The organism is Williamsia sp. SKLECPSW1, assembly GCF_054332755.1.
Map to the genome: position 1 here is coordinate 499,282 of NZ_JBTGLI010000002.1, position 18,012 is coordinate 517,293.

Consider the following 18,012-nt stretch of genomic DNA (forward strand, 5'->3'; position numbering starts at 1 on the left):
GGTCAGCCCTCGAGCGCAGTTGTCGCCGCGGCGCGCGCGTCGGCCGGATCGGCGGTGGCCAGCACGGCCCGGGCCGCTGCTCGGCAGGTCTCCAGTGTCACCCGCCCGAGAGCCGCACCGACCGCGGCCGCGGCCGTCGGGGCACTCGACAGCGACGTGACGCCCATCCCGACGAGGACGCAGGCGAGCAGCGGATCCGCGGCCGCCTCGCCGCACACCCCGACCGGCTTGCCGACCGCTGCGCCGGCGGCGGCCACCCGGTCGATGAGGGTCAGCACGGCGGGCTGCCACGGGTCGGTCAGCGTCGCCAGATCGGCGGACATGCGGTCCGCGGCCATCGTGTACTGCGTCAGGTCGTTCGTACCGATCGACACGAAGTCGACCTCGGCGAGGATCGCCGGGGCGAGCAGGGCCGCCGACGGGACCTCGATCATCACGCCCGCGACGAGACCGCGCTCGCGGACCTGCGCGGCGAACGCGCGTGCCTCGGCGGCGGTGGCGACCATGGGGGCCATCACCCAGGGTGTCGTGCCCGATCGACGCGCGGCCTCGGCGATCGCGTCGAGCTGGTTGTCGAGCAGGGCCGGGTGCAGCCGACCGACCCGTAGGCCCCGCACCCCGAGCGCCGGGTTGGCCTCCGTGCCGGAGTCGACGAACGCCAGTGGCTTGTCGGACCCGGCGTCCAGCGTTCGGATGACGATCTTCGCCGGCTCCGCCGCGGTCGCGAACGCATCGATGACCTCGCCGTAGAGCGCGGTCTGTTCCTCGACGGTGGGCTCCGACGCGCGGTCGAGGAAGGCGAGTTCGGTACGGAACAGGCCGACGCCGGTGACCGGGTGGTCGGTGGCCGAACGCGCGGATGCGCCGTCCTGGACATTGGCGAGGATCGCGACCTCGGTGCCGTCCGCGGTTCGACCGGGGCCGCTCCACCGCGCGATCTCGGCGGCGACACGACGGGAGTCCTCGACGGCCGCTGCCGCCGTGGCGTCGTCGGGCGAGACCGTGATGCGTCCGGTCGCACCGTCGACGAGGACCGTCGATCCCGCCGCGACACCCTCGAGGCCGGACACGGCCACGACGCAGGGGATCCCGAGTTGCCGGGCGATGATCGCCGTGTGGCTGGTGGGACCGCCGAGCCGTGTGACCAGTGCCGTCACCACCGCGGGATCGAGGCCGGAGGTGTCGGCGGGAGCGAGATCGTCGGCACACAGGACGACGGGGTGGTCGGGGCGGGCGATACCCGGCTCCGGCTCGCCCGCCAGTTCCGCGAGCACCCGGTCCCGGACGTCGTGCAGGTCGGTGACCCGCTCGGCCATCAGCCCACCGAGCTTGGTGAAGACGGCCGCGAACTGCTCGGTCGCCGCCACCGCTGCGTTCGGGGCGGGCTCACCCGCACGGATCGCCTGCTGCGCGGCACCCAGCCACCCCCGGTCCTCGGCGAGCGCCGCAGTCGCCGACAGCACCTCGGAGGCGACCCCCGTCGCCGCGGACGCGCGGGCACGCAGGCGGTCGGCGACAGTGGCCGCGGCCGCGACGAAACGCGCGCACTCGGCGTCGACGTCGGCCGGCGGCGTCCCCGGTCCGGGCAACTCCGGTCGCGCACCGGGCCACATCACCGGCGCGTACGCGACGCCCGCGACGACGGGGGTGCCCACGAGCGTGGTGTCGGCGTCCGGGGACGTGGTGGCGGTGCTGTACGCGGTCATGGGATTCACCTCTGGCTGGCGGGCGTGCTGGGGCGGACGCCTGTTGTCGACAGTGTCCCCGGCCTGAGCGGCCGGTTGCTGTGATTCAAATTACAAGAAATGCTTGACTTGTCAACACAGTCAAGCGTAAACAGAAGCGAACCAACACGCAGTACCCACAGAAATCCACATCGGATCTCGACACGGGTGTCAATGACGACAGGAGCCACGGTGTACGCCGAGGAGCGACAGCAGGCCATCGCCGACCAGGTGGCGAGCAACGGCCGCGCGTCGGTGACCGCGCTCGCACGCGAGTTCGCCGTCACCAGCGAGACGGTGCGCCGCGACCTCGCCGCGCTCGAGCGAGCCGGCGCCCTGCGCCGTGTCCACGGTGGCGCGGTGACCGTCGACGCCATCCGGCTCACCGAACTCGACGTCGCCGAGCGCGCCGACTCCCGACCCGACGAGAAGCTCCGCATCGGGGCGGCGGCGTGCCGCTTCATCCCCTCCGACGGAGGGAGTCTCGTCATCGACGCGGGGACCACCACCGTCCAGGCCGCGACCCGCCTCCCCCGCGACCGCGACCTCACCGTGTTCACCAACTCCTTGTCGGTGGCGTCGGCGGTCGCCGAGCACCCCGGGGCCGACCTGTACTTCCTGGGCGGCCGGGTTCGCGGGATCACCCAGGCGGCGGTCGGGTCAGCCCCGCTCACCACGCTCGCCGGCCTCCGCGTGGACGTCGCGATGATCGGTACGAACGGACTGACCGAGGACCACGGACTGTCGACGCCGGATCTCGAGGAGGCCGCGGTCAAGTCCGCGATGATCGCCGCCGCACAGCGGGTCGTCGTCCTCGCCGATTCCACCAAGATCGGTCGCGAGGACCTCCGCAGCTTCGCCCCGATCCACGCCATCGACGTACTCATCACCGACGACGGCATCGACCCCGAGTTCTCCGCTCGGCTGTCCGCCCTGGGTGTCGAGGTCGTGATCGCATGATCGTCACCGTCACGGCCAATCCCAGCCTGGACCGCACCGTGGTGCTGCCCGGTCCGCTCGAGCGCGGGGCGGTCGCCCGCGCGCTCGGCAGCCGCAGCGAACCGGGCGGCAAGGGGATCAACGTGTCCCGCGTCGCCCAGGTCGCGGGTGTCCCGACCACCGCGATCCTCCCGGCACCCGTCGGGGACCCGCTGCTGGTCGCACTCGACGGCGTCGGTCTGCCCTACCGCGCCGTCGACGTCGCGGACGAGGTGCGCACCAACATCACCGTCACCGAGCCCGACGGCACGACGACCAAGCTGAACCTCCCCGGCTCCGCGCTCGACGCGGCGCAGGTCGACGCTCTGACCGCCCTCATCCTCGACGCTGCCGCCGACGCGGCGTGGGTCGCGCTGTGCGGTTCCCTGCCGCCCGGCGTCCCCGCCGATCTGTACCGCCGGATCGCAGGCGCGCTGTCCGCAACCCGCAGCCGCGTCGCCGTGGACACCTCGGGCGCACCGCTGGCGGCCCTCGTGCCCGCGCTCGCCGACGGCTCCGTCGACCTGATCAAGCCCAACACCGAGGAGCTCTGCGAGATCACCGGCGACGACGCGGGCAGTCTGGACTCCGCGGCCGCCGCAGGCGATTTCGGTCCCACCCTGGAGGCGGCGCGGTCGGTGGTCGGGTCCGCCGGGTGTGCGGTGCTGGCCACGCTCGGCGCGGCCGGCGCGCTGCTGGTGACGACCGAGGGCGCCTGGCAGGCGTCTCCCCCGCCGATCGTCCCGGTCAGCACCGTCGGCGCGGGCGATGCGACGCTCGCCGGCTACCTCCTCGCCTCGCTCGCAGGCGCCGGTCCGGCGGACGCGCTCCGCTCGGCGGTCGCCCACGGTTCCGCCGCGGCCGCCCTGCCCGGTACCCAGCCGCCGACCCCCGGGGATCTCGCACCGCATGCGGTGCGGGTGAGCGAGGTGTCCACACCATTCGTCTGACACGCAGACCCCGCCAACCACCGGCGGCGCACACACGGCAACCGCACGACACGAATCACCGATCATCAGCCCAGCGAACAGAAGAGAGCGCCATGTCCACCATCCATCCCGGCCCGGTGACCCCGGGCTCCGACCCCGGGTCGGACGCGATCATCGAGCCGGCCACCGTCGCCCTCGACGTCGACGCCGGAACCGACACGACCGCGGTCATCACCCACCTCGCCGGACTGCTGGTCGCGACCGGCCGCGCCACCGCTGCCGAGGGACTCGTCGAGGCCGCGCTCGCCCGCGAGGCGCAGTCCCCGACCGGACTCCCCGGCGGGATCGCGATCCCGCACTGCCGCACCGACGGTGTCACCCGTGCGAGCCTCGCCTTCGCCCGTCTCGCCCCGAAGGTCGACTTCGGCGCCTCCGACGGCCCGGCGGACATCGTGTTCCTCATCGCCGCCCCCGCATCCGGCGGGTCCGAGCACATGAAGCTGCTCAGCTCGCTCGCCCGCGCACTGGTCCGGCCCGACTTCGTCGAGTCGCTGCGGTCGGCGCCCGACGCGGCGACCGTCGTCGACCTGGTCGGCGACGTCGTCGCCCCGAGGCCGTCGACCACGACTCCCGCCACCACCGAGGCGCCCGCCGTCACGGCGACCGCGCCCACGGCGAGCGGACCGACGGACACCGCGGCCGCCGGGCGTCGCACCTCCATCGTCGCGATCACCGCCTGCCCCACCGGGATCGCGCACACCTACATGGCCGCGGACTCGCTGACCTATGCCGCCGAGCGCGCCGGTGTCGACTTCGTCGTCGAGACCCAGGGCTCGTCGAAGTCCACCCCCGCCGACCCGGCCGTGATCGCGGCGGCCGACGCCGTCATCTTCGCCACCGACGTGGGCGTCAAGGGTCGGGAGCGTTTCGCCGGCAAGCCCGTGGTCGAGTCGGGCACGAAGCGCGCGATCAACGACCCCGACGGCATGATCGCCGACGCGGTCGCCGCGGCCGGCAACCCGTCCGCCGCGCGCGTCGCCGGCACGGCGGCAGCCGCCGGCGGCGCGGCCGCGGCGTCGACCGGCGAGCTGAGCTGGGGTGTCCGCCTGCGGCAGATCCTGCTCACCGGCGTGAGCTACATGATCCCGTTCGTCGCCGCCGGCGGTCTCCTCATCGCCCTGGGCTTCCTGCTCGGCGGCTACGAGATGGCCCTCAAGCCCAACGGCGCCACCGATCCCCTCGGTGCGACGATCGCGCTGAGCAACAGCCTCACCAACCTGCCCTCGGGTGGATTCGCCCAGTACCTCGGTGGTGTGTTCTTCGAGATCGGCTCTCTGGCGTTCTTCTTCCTCGTGCCCGCGCTGGCCGGGTACATCGCCTTCGCGATCGCCGATCGTCCCGGTCTGGCACCGGGTTTCACCGCGGGCTACATCGCCGCAACGGTCGGCGCCGGCTTCATCGGCGGTCTCGTCGGCGGCCTCATCGCCGGCTTCGTGGCGCTGTACATCGGCCGGATCCCGCTGCCGCAGTGGGCCCGTGGCCTCATGCCGGTCGTGATCATCCCGCTGCTGGCCACCCTGATCACCGGCGCACTGATGTTCATGGTGCTCGGTCGTCCGCTGGCGTGGGTCACCCGCGAACTGCAGGACGCGCTGTCGAACATGTCCGGCAGCTCGGTGATCATCCTGGGCATCATCCTCGGCCTCATGATGTGCTTCGACCTCGGCGGCCCGGTCAACAAGGCGGCCTACGCGTTCGCGGTCCAGGGACTCGCCGTCGGCGCAGCCCCGGACCTGCGCATCATGGCGACGGTGATGGCGGCGGGTATGGTCCCGCCGCTGGCGATGGCGCTGGCGACGCTGGTGCGTCCGCGGCTCTTCACCGAGCCCGAGCGTGAGAACGGCAAGGCCGCATGGCTTCTGGGTGCGTCGTTCATCTCCGAGGGCGCCATCCCGTTCGCGGCGGCCGATCCCCTGCGGGTCATCCCCTCGATGATGGCCGGTGGCGCGGTCACCGGCGCGCTCACGATGGCGTTCGACGTCGGCCTCCGGGCCCCGCACGGCGGCATCTTCGTGTTCTTCGCGATGAGCAACGTCCTCGGATTCCTCATCGCGCTCGCCGCGGGCACCGTCGTGGCCGCAGCGGTCGTCGTCGCGCTCAAGGAGATGCGGGCACGCACCTCGAAGACCGAGGTCGTGGCTCCCGCCACCGCGGGCGCGCCCGTGGCAGCCTGAGCCCGACCCGATCGCCGTCACGGCGAAACCCGGCACCGATCACACCGTCACCACCGACCCAGAAGGGACACCATCCATGCCCAGCACCACCGTCGCCGTCGGCTCCGCCGTCGGTCTGCACGCCCGCCCCGCGACCATCATCGCCGAGGCCGTCGCCTCCGCCGGGTCGGCCGTGACCCTCGCCGTCGAGGGCGGCGAGCCGGTCGACGCCGGCTCGGCGCTGATGATCATGACGCTCGGCGCCGAGAAGGGCACCCAGATCGTCGTCACGGCCGACGATCAGCCCACGCTCGACTCGATCGCCGATCTCGTCGCGAAGGACCTCGACGCCGAGTGACCGACCCCGCCGTGGGGCGTCTCGACAGGACCCCCACGGACGACACGGCCCCCGATGCGTACGCATCGGGGGCCGTGTCGTCGGCGTATCAGACAGCCATGTCCGTCAGTTCGCCCGCGATCGCGGACGGGACACGGACGTGCAGCCGTGTGCCGTCGGCGACATGTTCGGTCTCGAGGACGTCGCCGTGGGCGTGGATGCGCGACACCACGTCTCCGCGGGAGTACGGCACGAGGATCGTCATGTCGACGTCGTCGCGCCCGGCCACGTCCCGCACCCGGGTGAACAGCTCGTCGAGACCCTCTCCGGTGACCGCGGAGACGAACACCGCGTCGGGGAACTCCCCGCGCAACGCCGCGAGGACGAGCGGATCGGCGCGGTCGATCTTGTTGATCACGAGGATCTCCGGCGGCGCCGTGGCATCCTCCTCGGCGACGACGTCGGCGATGACCCGACGCACGGTGGAGATCTGGTCCATCGGCATGGGATCCGACGCGTCCACGACGTGCAGGACGAGGTCGGCGTCGACGACCTCCTCCAGGGTCGATCGGAACGCCTCGATGAGCTGCGTCGGGAGATGTCGCACGAATCCGACCGTGTCGGTGAACGTCACCTCGCGCCCGTCGTCGAGGGTGGCCCGTCGGGTCGTCGGGTCGAGCGTGGCGAACAGCGCGTCCTGGACCAGGACGCCGGACCCGGTCATCGCGTTGATGAGACTCGACTTCCCGGCGTTGGTGTAGCCGGCGATCGTGATGGTCGGGATCACCGACGTACGCCGACGTGTGCGGCTGACCGTCCGGGCGGTCTTCATACCGCGGATCTCGCGCCGCAACTTGGCCATCCGCTCGCGGATGCGACGGCGGTCGGTCTCGATCTTCGTCTCACCGGGACCACGCAGACCCACGCCGCCGTTGCTGCCGGCCCGGCCACCGGCCTGCCGCGACATCGACTCACCCCATCCGCGCAGACGCGGGAGCATGTACTCCATCTGGGCGAGCGCGACCTGCGCCTTGCCCTCCCGGGACGTGGCGTGCTGGGCGAAGATGTCGAGGATCAGGGCGGTGCGGTCGATGACCTTCACCTTGACCACCTTCTCGAGGGCGGTCAGCTGGGCAGGGGTCAGCTCACCGTCACAGACGACGGTGTCCGCGCCGGTGGCGAGAACCACCTCGCGGAGTTCGTGGGCCTTGCCCGACCCGATGTAGGTGGCGGGGTCGGGGCGGTCGCGTCGCTGGACGACGCCGTCGAGGACCTCGGATCCGGCCGTCTCGGCCAGGGCTGCGAGCTCGGCCATCCGGCCCGCGACGGCCTGCTGCGAGCCCTCGGTCCAGACCCCGACGAGGACGACCCGCTCGAGCCGCAGCTGGCGGTACTCGACCTCGGTGATGTCGGTGAGCTCGGTGGACAGGCCGGGTACGCGCTGCAGCGACGACCGCTCGTCGAGCTGCAGTTCACCGGTGGTCGGCGAACGCCGCGGCAGGAAACTTTTCGAGGCGTCGGCGGTGTCGAGCTGATCTCGGCTGTCGGCGGTGGCGTCGGCGACGGCCACGTCGGAGGTGTGTTCGGTGAAGAAGGTTCTCTCCTTGTCGGAAGGGCGACCGGGGTCGTGATCTGGGGCGGGGTCGTGATCTGGGGCGGGGTCGTGGTCGGGAGCGGGGTCGTGCTCGGGTGCCGCCATCAGTGATCTCACACCGCCGGTGCGGTGTGCATCCCGTTTTCTCGGGCGGACGACCGCGTCGAGGGCATCGTGGTGGTGCCGACGGCGACGAGTCGTGACGGTCCCCGCAGGGTCGCGCCGTCGTCGGAGACGGTCACGGTGACGGTCCCGCCGGGTATGTGAACGTCGAGGGTGCCCTGAGGCTTCCCGTTCGCGGCGAGCAGTGCGGCGGCCGCCGCCGCGACCGTCCCCGTGCCGCAGCTGCGCGTCTCACCCACCCCGCGTTCGAGCACACGCATGTGGACCGCGCCGTCGCGGACGGGTGTGAGCACCTCGATGTTGACACCGTGGGGGAACGCGTCGGCGTCGACGACGGCTCCGGCCGAGAAATCGAGCGCGGCGAGGCCTGTCGGTGTCAGGTCGTCGACGACGCAGGCCAGATGCGGGTTGCCGACGTCGACGGCCACACCGTCGAGGTGTCGGCCCAGGGTCGCGCTGCCGGCCGGACCGAGACGGACGGGGCCCATCTCGACGGTGACGTCGGCATCGATGTCGTCGGCGGTGTGCACATGGACACGCCGCCCGCCGGCGCGGCTGCCGACGGTGAACTCGGGTCCGTCGACGAGCCCGGCGGCGACGAGGTGGTGGGCGAACACCCGGACCCCGTTGCCACACATCTCGGCCACCGAACCGTCGGCGTTGCGGTAGTCCATGAACCAGTCCGTGGTCGCGACATCGGCGGGGATCTCGTCGAGGACACCGGCGATGCAGAGGGCGTCGGTGCGGGCGACCCGCAGCAGGCCGTCGCCGCCGACACCGGCACGGCGGTCGCAGAGCGCGGCGACGAGGTCCGGGGTGAGCGAGAGCCGTGCGTGGTGGTCCGGGAGCAGCACGAAGTCGTTCTCGGTCCCGTGTCCCTTGACGAACGGGAGCGCGGTGTCGACGTCGGCCATCCCCTCAGGGTAGACGCGTGGCGCGGTCATCCCTGGTCGAGCAGGGCCGCGACGGCCTCGAGGAGATCCGGGCGTCCCGCGTCGAACCAGTGCAGCCGCGGGTCGCGCCGGAACCACGACCGTTGACGCCGCACGTACCTGCGGGTGCCGACGAACGTCGACTCGATCGCCGCGGGGAGATCGGTCGTGCCGTCCAGCACTGCGAGTGCCTGGGCGTACCCGATCGCGCGGGACGCCGTCCTCCCGGTTCGCAGACCGTGCTCGACGAGGCCCGTGACCTCGGCGAGGAGACCGTCGGCGAACATCGTCTCGGTGCGGGTCCGCAACCGGTCGTCGAGCTCGGCGGTGTCGCGGTCGAGGGCGACGACGAGTGTCGACCAGCGCGGTTCGCCGATGGTCGGCGCCGACGCGGCGAACGGGCGGCCGGTGAGTTCCACGACCTCGAGGGCACGGACGACGCGCCGCGCGTCGGTCGGCAGGATCGACCCCGCCGCGTCCGGGTCGGCCTCGCGCAGCCGCTCGTGCATCGCGGCGACGCCGACCTGCGAGAGCTCCGATTCCAGCCGCGTTCGCACCGCGTCGTCGGTGGCCGGGAAGGACCAGTCGTCCAGCAGGGACTGGACGTACATCATCGACCCGCCCACGATGACGGGTCGACGGCCGCGCGCGAGGATGTCCTCGACATCGGCTCCGGCAGCCGACTGATACCGGGCGACGGTCGCCACCTCGGTGACGTCGAGGACGTCGAGCTGGTGGTGCGGTATGCCGCGACGCTCCCGCGGCGGCACCTTGGCCGTGCCGACGTCCATCCCGCGGTACTGCTGCATCGCGTCGATGTTCACGATCTCACCGTCCCACCGCTCGGCGAGGTCGAGCGCGAGGTCGGACTTGCCCGTGCCCGTCGGCCCGACGATCGCCACCGGCCGCTCAGCCATCGGTGACGTCCGCATCCCGACGCCACCACGCGACGTGCCCACCGACGCCGAACGGCGCACCGGTCCAGAGGGATTCACCCACCGGGGCCGTGACGACGCCGGCCCGCCAGACTCGGGCGGCGACCTGGACGACGGCTCGACCGTCGAGGTGCACACGGGTGCACTCGGCGGGGTCGAGCGCGTCGACGGCGTCGAGGTCGGCCGCGGCGATCGCCGCGTCGAGACGGCCCTGAACGATCTCCGCTCCGTCGACGAGGCCGGCGGGCGCCTTCGAGGTCAGGCCGGTCGACCCGTCGGCGACCACGAGCAGCCCGACCGGCTCTGTCCGGTCGACCATCGCTGTGACCGCGTCGGCGGCCGCCGCCAACCGGGGGCCGGTGATCGCGGCGTCGAGGAGTACCGGATCCGCGGTGGCCGCCGGCGCGTGGCGCGTACGCAGCCACGCCGCCGCGAGCATCGTCGTCGGCATCGAGTCGTCGGCATTCGCGGGCGCCTCGCCCGGCACCAGTCGGACGCGCTCGTCCACGCCGAAACCGGCGTACGTCCCGTCGACCGGCAGATCGCCGCGACGGAAACCCGTCTCGCCGACACCGATGGGGTCGTGGGCGTCGGCGGCAGACAATGCGATCCACCGGGTGGGCGCCGCCGCGGCCAGTCGCATCACCGCGTCCCGCGCTGCGGCGCGGAGGTCGGTGAGCTCCGGTACGGCCGGACCGGTGAGCGCGGGGACGAGCGACGGCGACCCGGGAACGATCGCGACGGCAACGAGCACGCCTGCACACGCTACCGATCACCGACTCCACCCGAGGGCGGTCACACCCCCGCCCCGAGCTGTCGGGCCCCGGGGCGAGGAGTGCGCACGAAATCGGACGGCACCTGTTTGAATGGTCTGCACCGCGCCCCTGCGCGGGCTCGCCGCGCGGCGCGCGGCACGAGGACGGCAGCCGTGACGCGCGGCAGGACGAGGGATCAGACGATGAGCGAGGACCCGGCCCGCGTGGCCCCCCAGGAGACCGGACCAGTCGACAGCGACACCACCGAGCACGTCGCCGTCGCAGGGTCGGTGGTCACACCCTCGGAGACCCCCGTCCCCGCGACGTCAGCCCCGGAGACCTCAGCCCCCGAGACGTCCGCGCCCGTGGCGCCCGCCTCGACCCCGTCCTCGGCGCCGAAGCCCGGACCGCGCCCCGGCCCCCGGCCGGGTCCTCGACCGTCGACCGGTCCTCGCCCGACCGTCGGGGCGCATCCGGAGCCGTCGCATGTGCGCCCGGCGTCGGATCCGTCGGCCTTCGGCCGCGTCGACGACGACGGCACCGTCTGGTTGATCGAGGGCGGCGCGGAACGCGTCATCGGATCCTGGCAGGCGGGGACCCCGGCCGAGGGGCTCGCCCACTACGGGCGTCGCTTCGACGACCTGGCCACCGAGATCGAACTCCTCGAGGAGCGTCTGACCGCGGGAACCGGCGACCCCCGCAAGACGAAGGCGTCGGCGCTCGCGCTGCGGGACACCCTCGACGACGCCGCGGTGATCGGCGACGTCGCCGCCCTCCGTACCCGGCTCACCACTGTCATCGACGGCGCGGACGGGGTCGCCGTCGAGCGCACCCGTGCACGGGAGTCCGCGCGGGCGGCGGCGATCGCCCGTAAAGAGGAACTCTGCGCCGAGGCCGAGACCATCGGAGCCGAGAGCACACAGTGGAAGCACGCGGGCGACCGTCTCCGCGCGATCCTCGACGAGTGGAAGACCATCAAAGGCGTCGACCGCAAATCCGACGACGTCCTGTGGCGCCGGTACGCCAAGGCCCGCGACGCGTTCAACCGTCGCCGCGGCGCGCATTTCGCCGAACTGGACCGGGAGCGCGCGGGCGCACGTGCGCGCAAGGAGGAGATCATCGTCGAGGCGGAGTCGTTGTCGTCGTCGACGGACTGGGGTCCGACCGCCGGCCGCTTCCGCGACCTGCTCGCGGACTGGAAGGCCGCCGGTCGCGCACCCCGCGACTCCGATGACGCCCTGTGGGAGCGCTTCAAGGCGGCCCAGGACGTCTTCTTCGCCGCACGCAACGCCGCGCAGTCCGAGCGGGACGAGGAGTTCGCCGCGAACGCCGACGCCAAGCAGGCCCTGCTCGACGAGGCCGAGAAGACCGTCGACCCATCCGCCGACCTGGAGACCGCTCGCAAGGCGTTCCGTGACATCCGCGAGCGGTGGGACGCGATCGGCAAGGTGCCGCGCGACCGCATGCAACCCCTCGAGCGCGGCATCCGTGCGATCGAGAAGCGTGTACGCGACGCCGAGGACACCCACTGGCAGCGCACGGACCCGGAGGTCGCGGCGCGCGCCGAGCAGTTCCGGTCCCGGGTCGCGCAACTCGAGGAGCAGGCCGAGAAGGCCGCGGCCCGAGGCAAAGACAAGGACGCCGCCGACCTGCGGGCGCAGGCCCAGCAGTGGCGTGAATGGGCCACAGCGGCGGACAACGCCGTCGGCGACCGCTGAGCGTCTAGGAGCTCGAACCCTCGCCCGGGTCGCGATCGGACCCGGCGGGATGATCGGTGGACCCCGCCGACCTCTGCAACGACCGTGCACGTTCCTCGGCGGCTGCTGCCTCCTCGCGACGCTGCGCCTCCAACGCGAGGTGATAGGACGTGCGCGCCCACACCACCCGGGACCAGTGGAAGACGATCACGATCAGGGCGAGCCACCCCAGCACCAGACCGGCACCGACACCGTGCGGGGGTGTCGCACCGCTCACGCCGGGGGTGTTCCGCGACCACCACGCCAACATCCCCGCGACGCATCCGACGGCGCTGCCGCAGAGAGCGATGAACGCGACCGCCCACCGACGGGTCACCAGGGCGAGCATCGAGAAGCCGATGCCGAAGATCACCAGCAGGTACACGAACACACGGGAGGTGATGGTGACGCGTTCGTCATGCGCATGCGCCGAGAACGTCAGGACGTCGATGCCGTTGGCCGCACCCGTGTGCGGCAGGACCATCGAGACCATCGCGACGAGTACCGCCGTGGCCACCACGACAGCACGCATGCCCGGGTCGATCTCGCCGGCGATGCGCCGTTCCGCTCGACGCAGATCACCCTCGAGCTGCTCGAGTCCTGCCGGGGCACCCGATCCGGTGCCGTGCTGACCGTCGCTCATGAGGAACATCCTTCCGAACACGCAGACGCCGCGGGGACCGCGGCCTCCGTCACGACTGGGGCGCCGACGACCGGCATCCCCAGGCCCACGCCGATCGGCGGTGTCGCAGGGGTGCGACCCGCCTCCCAGGCGTCACCGGCGCGGGTGCGTCGGTGCGAGGTCACCGCGCCGTCGGCGACGAGGTGGTGGGGTGCGGCCTCGGTGACGACGGTCTGAACGACGTCGCCGGCGCGGATCCCGCGGTCGTCGGCGAGGAAGTGGACGAGACGTCCGTCGCGGGCGCGGCCGGTGCGGCGGCCCGTCGTCGCCCCCTTCCGGCCGGTCTCGGCGACGACGAGGAGCTCGACCGGTGTCCCCACCAGTCGACGGTTCTCCTGCAGGCAGATCTCGTCCTGGAGGGTGGTCAGACGCAGGTACCGCTCCCGCACGACGTCGGCGGGCACCTGGTCGGGAAGATCGGCGGCCGGGGTCCCGGGGCGCGGCGAGTACTGGAAGGTGAACGCCGAGCTGAACCGGGCGCGGGCGACGAGGTCGAGGGTGGCCGCGAAGTCCTCGTCGGTCTCCCCGGGGAAGCCGACGATGATGTCGGTGGTGATCGCCGCGTGCGGCATCGCCTCCCGCACCTCGTCGAGGATGCGCAGGAAGCGGTCACGCCGATAGCTGCGGCGCATCGCACGCAGTACGCGGTCCGAACCCGACTGCAGGGGCATGTGCAGTTGCGGGCAGACCGTGGGGGTCTCGGCCATCGCGGCGATGACGTCGGAGGAGAACTCCGCCGGATGCGGCGAGGTGAACCGCAGACGTTCGAGACCGTCGACCGACCCGACCGTCCGCAACAGGTCGGCGAAGGCGGACCGGTCTCGCGGGGTCTCCGGGTCGGCGAAGGACATGCCGTAGGCGTTGACGTTCTGCCCGAGCAGCGTCACCTCGAGCACACCCTGCTCGACGAGCGCCTCCACCTCGGCCAGGACGTCGCCGGGGCGGCGATCGACCTCCTTGCCGCGCAGCGACGGCACGATGCAGAAGGTGCAGGTGTTGTTGCACCCGACGGAGATCGACACCCATCCCGCGTAGGCCGACTCCCGGCGCGCGGGGAGGGTCGACGGGAACGCCGTCAGCGACTCCTCGATCTCGACCTGCGCCGCGTCGTTGTGTCGCGCGCGGTCGAGCAGGGCCGGCAGCGACCCGAGGTTGTGGGTACCGAACACGACGTCGACCCATGGCGCCTTGTCGACCACGGTCGACCGGTCCTTCTGTGCCAGGCACCCGCCGACCGCGATCTGCATCCCGGGCCGGTCCGCCTTGACCGGCGCCAGATGCGACAGGTTCCCGTACAGCTTGTTGTCCGCGTTCTCCCGGACCGCGCAGGTGTTGAACACGACGAGGTCCGCGTCGTCCTCGGAGGTGGCGCGCTCGTACCCCGCCTCCTCCAACACGCCGCGGATGCGCTCGGAATCGTGGACGTTCATCTGGCAGCCGTAGGTCCGCACCTGGTAGCGGCGCGGGCCGGCCGGCGCGGGGCTCGGGGGGTGTGTGACCGGGGCGTTCATCGCCGACCAGGGTACGTCCGCCGCGCCGCGACACCCCAGTCGCGCCCGCTCACCCGGCCCCGCCCGCCGCGGCGAAGTCCGACGGACGGGCCGCCTCGACAGTAAAGTCCCCATTACCCAACGGCACACCCCGCCGCGGGAGAGCACCGTCGAACCACGAGGTTGGCAATCCATGACCGTTTCGCAGACCGGCCCGGCGACACCGGAGACCGGGCAGGCACCACCGATGATCTCCCTCCGGGGGGTCGAGAAGTACTTCGGTGACCTGCACGTCCTCGACTCGATCGACCTCGAGATCCCACGGGGCCAGGTCGTCGTGGTGCTCGGTCCGTCGGGCTCGGGAAAGTCGACGCTGTGCCGCACCATCAACAGGCTCGAGCCGATCGACTCCGGCGAGATCCGGGTCGACGGGACGCTCCTGCCCTCGGAGGGCAAGGAACTCGCACGGTTGCGCACGGACGTCGGCATGGTCTTCCAGTCGTTCAACCTGTTCGCGCACAAGACGATCCTGGACAACGTGACCCTGGCGCCGACCAAGGTGCGCAAGAAGGGCAAGGCCGAGGCACGCGAGCACGCCGAGAAGCTGCTCGAGCGTGTCGGCATCTCGGAGCAGAAGGACAAGTACCCGGCGCAGCTGTCCGGCGGGCAGCAGCAACGCGTCGCGATCGCGCGGTCGTTGGCGATGGAGCCGAAGGTGATGCTCTTCGACGAGCCGACCTCCGCCCTCGACCCGGAGATGGTCAACGAGGTGCTCGACGTCATGGTGTCGCTCGCCCGGGAGGGCATGACGATGGTGGTGGTGACCCACGAGATGGGCTTCGCCCGCCGGGCCGCGGACCGGGTGGTGTTCATGGCCGACGGGGCGATCGTCGAGGACACCGACCCCGAGAGCTTCTTCTCCGCGCCGTCGTCGGACCGGGCGAAGGACTTCCTCGGCAAGATCCTGGGCCACTGATGCGGCCGACCCCCCGACTCCCCCGGGCACGCGCGGCCGCGCTGGTGTTCGTCGTGTGCGCGCTGTCTGCTGCAGGTCTCGCCGCCTGCGGCAACAGCAATCCCCGCGACCTGCTCGCATCGGTCCGCGACGGATCGGTGATCCTCGGCACGAAGTACGACCAGCCGGGACTGGGTCTGCGTGAACCCGACAGGGACTTCACCGGTTTCGACACCCTCGTGTCCCGCTACGTCGTCGACGCCGTCTCCCGCCAACTGGGCGTCGACCGACCGAAGATCACCTGGCGCGAGACACCGTCGGCCCAGCGCGAGACGCTCATCGAGAACGGTGAGGTCGACATGATCGCCGCGACCTACTCGATCAACGCCTCCCGCTCGAAGCGGGTCGCGTTCGCCGGTCCGTATCTCGTGAACTACCAGGGACTCCTGGTACGCCGCGACGACACCGGGATCCAGACGCTCACCGACCTCGACAAGGGCAAGAAGCTCTGTTCGGTGACGGGATCGACGCCGGCCCAGAACGTGAAGGCGCAGCTGCCCCGAGTCCAGTTGCAGGAGTACGACTCCTACTCCGGATGCGTCGAGGCGTTGCGGCAGGGCAAGGTCGACGCGCTCACGACCGACGAGGTCATCCTGGCGGGCTTCGCCGATTTCGACATCTACAAGGGAGATTTCCGGGTCGTCGACATGACCTATCCGAAGAACGCCTGCGTGACGTCGTCGGGCAAGAAGGTCCTCCGCAAGGCGGGCACACCGTTCTCCACCGAGCGCTACGGCATCGGGATGGCGAAGAACTACCCCGCGGCGGTGGAGGCGGTGAACAAGGCCCTGGTGGAGATGCTCACCCCCGACGGATCGGGGAGCTCCCCGTGGGAACGGGCGCTGCGATCGTCGATCGGTGACACCGAGGTGGACAAGCTGATGGACCGGGCGCAGGCCCCGGACTCGCCGTTCACCTTCATGCCGAAGCCCGGCGACCTGTCCTTCCTCGACTCCACGTCGACCCCGTGCCCGGCGGGTATGTCGTGAACGAGTTGTGGTCGGACATGGGTCCGCAGCTGTGGCCCGCGTACTGGACGACGCTGAAGCTCACGTTCTTCGCGGCGATCGGGTCACTCGTGTGGGGCACCGTGCTCGCGGCGTTCCGGGTGTCACCGGTTCCGGTGATGCGGGCCTTCGGGACCGGGTACGTGACCATCGTCCGCAACACGCCGCTGACGTTGATCGTCATCTTCTGCTCGATCGGGCTGTACCAGAACCTGGGACTCACCCTCGCGCCGGAGAACGAGAACTTCGTCGAGAACAACAACTTCTGGCTCGCGGTGCTCGGGTTCGTGCTCTACACCTCGACTTTCGTGTGCGAGACGCTGCGTTCCGGGTTCAACACCGTCCCCCTCGGGCAGGCCGAGGCCGCGCGGTCACTCGGCCTGGGGTTCAGTCGCGTCTTCGGACTCGTCGTGCTCCCCCAGGCCGCCCGATCGGTCATCGGGCCGATGGGTAGCGTGCTCATCGCCCTGACGAAGAACACCACGATCGCCTCGGCGATCGGTGTCGCCGAGGCGTCGCTGCTCATGAAGGAGCAGATCGAGAACCACGCCGACCAGATCGTCGCGATCTTCGCGATCATCGCGATCGGCTTCATGATCATCACGCTCGCGGAGGGCTACGTGTTCGGCTGGATGGCACGACGACTGGCGGTGCGACGATGAGCGGCGCGACAGTTCTCTACGACTCCCCCGGCCCGAAGGCGCGGCGGCGCAACGCGATCATCGCGGTGGTCTTCGGACTCGTCCTCGTCGCGCTCGCGGTGTTCGTCATCCTCACCCTCGCGGGGAACGATCAGCTGACCGCGCAGAAGTGGAAGCCGTTCATCACCGCGACGACATGGACGACGTACCTGCTGCCGGGGCTCTGGGGAACGTTGAAGGCAGCGGCGCTGTCCATCGTGCTCGCACTCGTCCTCGGCGGTGTTCTCGGTGTGGGGCGACTCTCCGAACATCGGTGGGTCCGCGTCGTGTCCGGCATCCTGGTCGAGACCTTCCGCGCCATCCCGGTGCTGATCCTGATGATCTTCACCTACTACCTGTACGCGAAGTACGCGGTGTTCCCGTCGCTGCAGCTGTCGTTCGCGGCCGTGGTCACGGGTCTGACCCTCTACAACGGGTCGGTCATCGCCGAGATCATCCGGTCGGGCATCCAGTCGCTGCCCTCGGGCCAGTCGGAGGCGGCACAGGCGTTGGGCCTGCGACCGGGTCAGGTGATGCGGCTGATCCTGTTGCCGCAGGCGGTGACAGCGATGCTGCCCGCGCTCATCTCGCAGATGGTCATCGCCCTGAAGGACAGTGCGCTCGGGTATGCGATCGGCTACATCGAGGTGGTGCGGTCCGGTATCCAGTCGGCGTCGTTCTACGGCAACTACCTGCCGGCTCTCGTGGTCGTCGCGGTGGTCATGATCATCATCAACTCGGGGCTGTCGCAGTTGGCCACGACGGTCGAGCGCCGCATCCGGACCGGACGGCGCAAGGAGACAGCGGTTCCCGCGGACGAGACCCGGTCGCAGGTGGGCACGGCGGGCGCCTGAGAAGGAGTCAGGCGGCGCGTTCGGTCAG

Annotated in this window: 16 protein-coding genes; 9 read left to right on the top strand and 7 right to left on the bottom strand. The window is 71.2% G+C overall.

What is annotated here, in order from left to right; all coding sequences use genetic code 11:
- Positions 1-2: 2 nt before the first annotated feature.
- Positions 3-1,706 (bottom strand): putative PEP-binding protein, encoded by a 1,704-nt coding sequence (locus ACXVUM_RS18190; protein WP_458523316.1) that lies wholly within the window; start codon positions 1,704-1,706, stop codon positions 3-5.
- 210 nt (positions 1,707-1,916) lie between these two features.
- On the opposite strand from ACXVUM_RS18190, the gene ACXVUM_RS18195 reads away from it, so the two are divergent.
- The 4 genes from ACXVUM_RS18195 to ACXVUM_RS18210 all read left to right on the top strand — a co-directional run bounded on the left by ACXVUM_RS18195 (position 1,917) and on the right by ACXVUM_RS18210 (position 6,202).
- Positions 1,917-2,684 (top strand): DeoR/GlpR family DNA-binding transcription regulator, encoded by a 768-nt coding sequence (locus ACXVUM_RS18195; RefSeq protein WP_458523560.1) that lies wholly within the window; start codon positions 1,917-1,919, stop codon positions 2,682-2,684.
- Positions 2,681-3,652, top strand: a complete 972-nt coding sequence (locus tag ACXVUM_RS18200; RefSeq protein WP_458523317.1) for a 1-phosphofructokinase family hexose kinase — start codon at positions 2,681-2,683, stop codon at positions 3,650-3,652. Before ACXVUM_RS18195 ends, ACXVUM_RS18200 begins: the two co-directional genes overlap by 4 nt.
- 92 nt (positions 3,653-3,744) lie before the next feature.
- Positions 3,745-5,865, top strand: coding sequence for a PTS fructose transporter subunit IIABC (locus tag ACXVUM_RS18205; RefSeq protein ID WP_458523318.1), 2,121 nt, complete (start codon positions 3,745-3,747; stop codon positions 5,863-5,865).
- Between the two features lie 76 nt (positions 5,866-5,941).
- Positions 5,942-6,202, top strand: a complete 261-nt coding sequence (locus tag ACXVUM_RS18210; RefSeq protein WP_458523319.1) for an HPr family phosphocarrier protein — start codon at positions 5,942-5,944, stop codon at positions 6,200-6,202.
- An 88-nt stretch (positions 6,203-6,290) separates the two neighbouring features.
- On the opposite strand, the gene hflX is transcribed toward ACXVUM_RS18210, so the two are convergent.
- Genes hflX through ACXVUM_RS18230 form a run of 4 tightly spaced genes read right to left on the bottom strand, consistent with a single transcriptional unit; the run spans position 6,291 to position 10,519 of the window.
- Complete coding sequence (hflX, locus tag ACXVUM_RS18215; RefSeq protein WP_458523320.1) at positions 6,291-7,880, bottom strand: GTPase HflX; 1,590 nt, start codon at positions 7,878-7,880, stop codon at positions 6,291-6,293.
- 8 nt (positions 7,881-7,888) lie between these two features.
- Positions 7,889-8,812 (bottom strand): diaminopimelate epimerase, encoded by a 924-nt coding sequence (dapF, locus tag ACXVUM_RS18220; protein ID WP_458523321.1) that lies wholly within the window; start codon positions 8,810-8,812, stop codon positions 7,889-7,891.
- Between the two features lie 26 nt (positions 8,813-8,838).
- On the bottom strand, positions 8,839-9,747 hold the full coding sequence (gene miaA, locus ACXVUM_RS18225) for a tRNA (adenosine(37)-N6)-dimethylallyltransferase MiaA (protein WP_458523322.1): 909 nt from the start codon (positions 9,745-9,747) through the stop codon (positions 8,839-8,841).
- A complete protein-coding gene (locus tag ACXVUM_RS18230) occupies positions 9,740-10,519 on the bottom strand; it encodes a hypothetical protein (RefSeq protein WP_458523323.1) in 780 nt (259 codons plus the stop codon). The genes miaA and ACXVUM_RS18230 overlap by 8 nt, the downstream gene beginning before the upstream one ends.
- 204 nt (positions 10,520-10,723) lie before the next feature.
- Between ACXVUM_RS18230 and ACXVUM_RS18235 the strand changes: the two genes are divergently transcribed.
- Complete coding sequence (locus ACXVUM_RS18235; protein WP_458523324.1) at positions 10,724-12,238, top strand: DUF349 domain-containing protein; 1,515 nt, start codon at positions 10,724-10,726, stop codon at positions 12,236-12,238.
- Between the two features lie 4 nt (positions 12,239-12,242).
- Here the strand turns inward: ACXVUM_RS18235 and ACXVUM_RS18240 are convergent, their stop codons facing one another.
- Positions 12,243-12,899 (bottom strand): Rv2732c family membrane protein, encoded by a 657-nt coding sequence (locus tag ACXVUM_RS18240; protein ID WP_458523325.1) that lies wholly within the window; start codon positions 12,897-12,899, stop codon positions 12,243-12,245.
- Complete coding sequence (gene miaB / locus ACXVUM_RS18245; protein ID WP_458523326.1) at positions 12,896-14,449, bottom strand: tRNA (N6-isopentenyl adenosine(37)-C2)-methylthiotransferase MiaB; 1,554 nt, start codon at positions 14,447-14,449, stop codon at positions 12,896-12,898. The genes ACXVUM_RS18240 and miaB overlap by 4 nt, the downstream gene beginning before the upstream one ends.
- A gap of 226 nt (positions 14,450-14,675) precedes the next feature.
- On the opposite strand from miaB, the gene ACXVUM_RS18250 reads away from it, so the two are divergent.
- The 4 genes from ACXVUM_RS18250 to ACXVUM_RS18265 are packed head-to-tail and all read left to right on the top strand — an operon-like array spanning position 14,676 to position 17,984.
- Entirely contained in the window at positions 14,676-15,404 is a 729-nt protein-coding gene (locus ACXVUM_RS18250; protein ID WP_458523561.1) for an amino acid ABC transporter ATP-binding protein, read from the top strand.
- Complete coding sequence (locus tag ACXVUM_RS18255) at positions 15,404-16,432, top strand: glutamate ABC transporter substrate-binding protein (protein WP_458523327.1); 1,029 nt, start codon at positions 15,404-15,406, stop codon at positions 16,430-16,432. The genes ACXVUM_RS18250 and ACXVUM_RS18255 overlap by 1 nt, the downstream gene beginning before the upstream one ends.
- A complete protein-coding gene (locus ACXVUM_RS18260; RefSeq protein ID WP_458523328.1) occupies positions 16,429-17,112 on the top strand; it encodes an amino acid ABC transporter permease in 684 nt (227 codons plus the stop codon). Before ACXVUM_RS18255 ends, ACXVUM_RS18260 begins: the two co-directional genes overlap by 4 nt.
- The gene (locus ACXVUM_RS18265) at positions 17,109-17,984 is read left to right on the top strand and encodes an amino acid ABC transporter permease (RefSeq protein ID WP_458523329.1); all 876 of its coding nucleotides are present in this window, start codon (positions 17,109-17,111) and stop codon (positions 17,982-17,984) included. Before ACXVUM_RS18260 ends, ACXVUM_RS18265 begins: the two co-directional genes overlap by 4 nt.
- Positions 17,985-18,012 lie beyond the last annotated feature (28 nt).

Excerpts from the sequence above, each read along its gene's own strand:
- ACXVUM_RS18190 (WP_458523316.1), bottom strand. The coding sequence starts at position 1,706 with ATGACCGCGTACAGCACCGCCACCACGTCCCCGGACGCCGACACCACG.
- ACXVUM_RS18200 (WP_458523317.1), top strand. The coding sequence starts at position 2,681 with ATGATCGTCACCGTCACGGCCAATCCCAGCCTGGACCGCACCGTGGTG.
- ACXVUM_RS18205 (WP_458523318.1), top strand. The coding sequence starts at position 3,745 with ATGTCCACCATCCATCCCGGCCCGGTGACCCCGGGCTCCGACCCCGGG.
- ACXVUM_RS18210 (WP_458523319.1), top strand. The coding sequence starts at position 5,942 with ATGCCCAGCACCACCGTCGCCGTCGGCTCCGCCGTCGGTCTGCACGCC.
- hflX (WP_458523320.1), bottom strand. The coding sequence starts at position 7,880 with ATGGCGGCACCCGAGCACGACCCCGCTCCCGACCACGACCCCGCCCCA.
- dapF (WP_458523321.1), bottom strand. The coding sequence starts at position 8,812 with ATGGCCGACGTCGACACCGCGCTCCCGTTCGTCAAGGGACACGGGACC.
- miaA (WP_458523322.1), bottom strand. The coding sequence starts at position 9,747 with ATGGCTGAGCGGCCGGTGGCGATCGTCGGGCCGACGGGCACGGGCAAG.
- ACXVUM_RS18235 (WP_458523324.1), top strand. The coding sequence starts at position 10,724 with ATGAGCGAGGACCCGGCCCGCGTGGCCCCCCAGGAGACCGGACCAGTC.
- ACXVUM_RS18240 (WP_458523325.1), bottom strand. The coding sequence starts at position 12,899 with ATGAGCGACGGTCAGCACGGCACCGGATCGGGTGCCCCGGCAGGACTC.
- miaB (WP_458523326.1), bottom strand. The coding sequence starts at position 14,449 with ATGAACGCCCCGGTCACACACCCCCCGAGCCCCGCGCCGGCCGGCCCG.
- ACXVUM_RS18250 (WP_458523561.1), top strand. The coding sequence starts at position 14,676 with ATGATCTCCCTCCGGGGGGTCGAGAAGTACTTCGGTGACCTGCACGTC.
- ACXVUM_RS18255 (WP_458523327.1), top strand. The coding sequence starts at position 15,404 with ATGCGGCCGACCCCCCGACTCCCCCGGGCACGCGCGGCCGCGCTGGTG.
- ACXVUM_RS18265 (WP_458523329.1), top strand. The coding sequence starts at position 17,109 with ATGAGCGGCGCGACAGTTCTCTACGACTCCCCCGGCCCGAAGGCGCGG.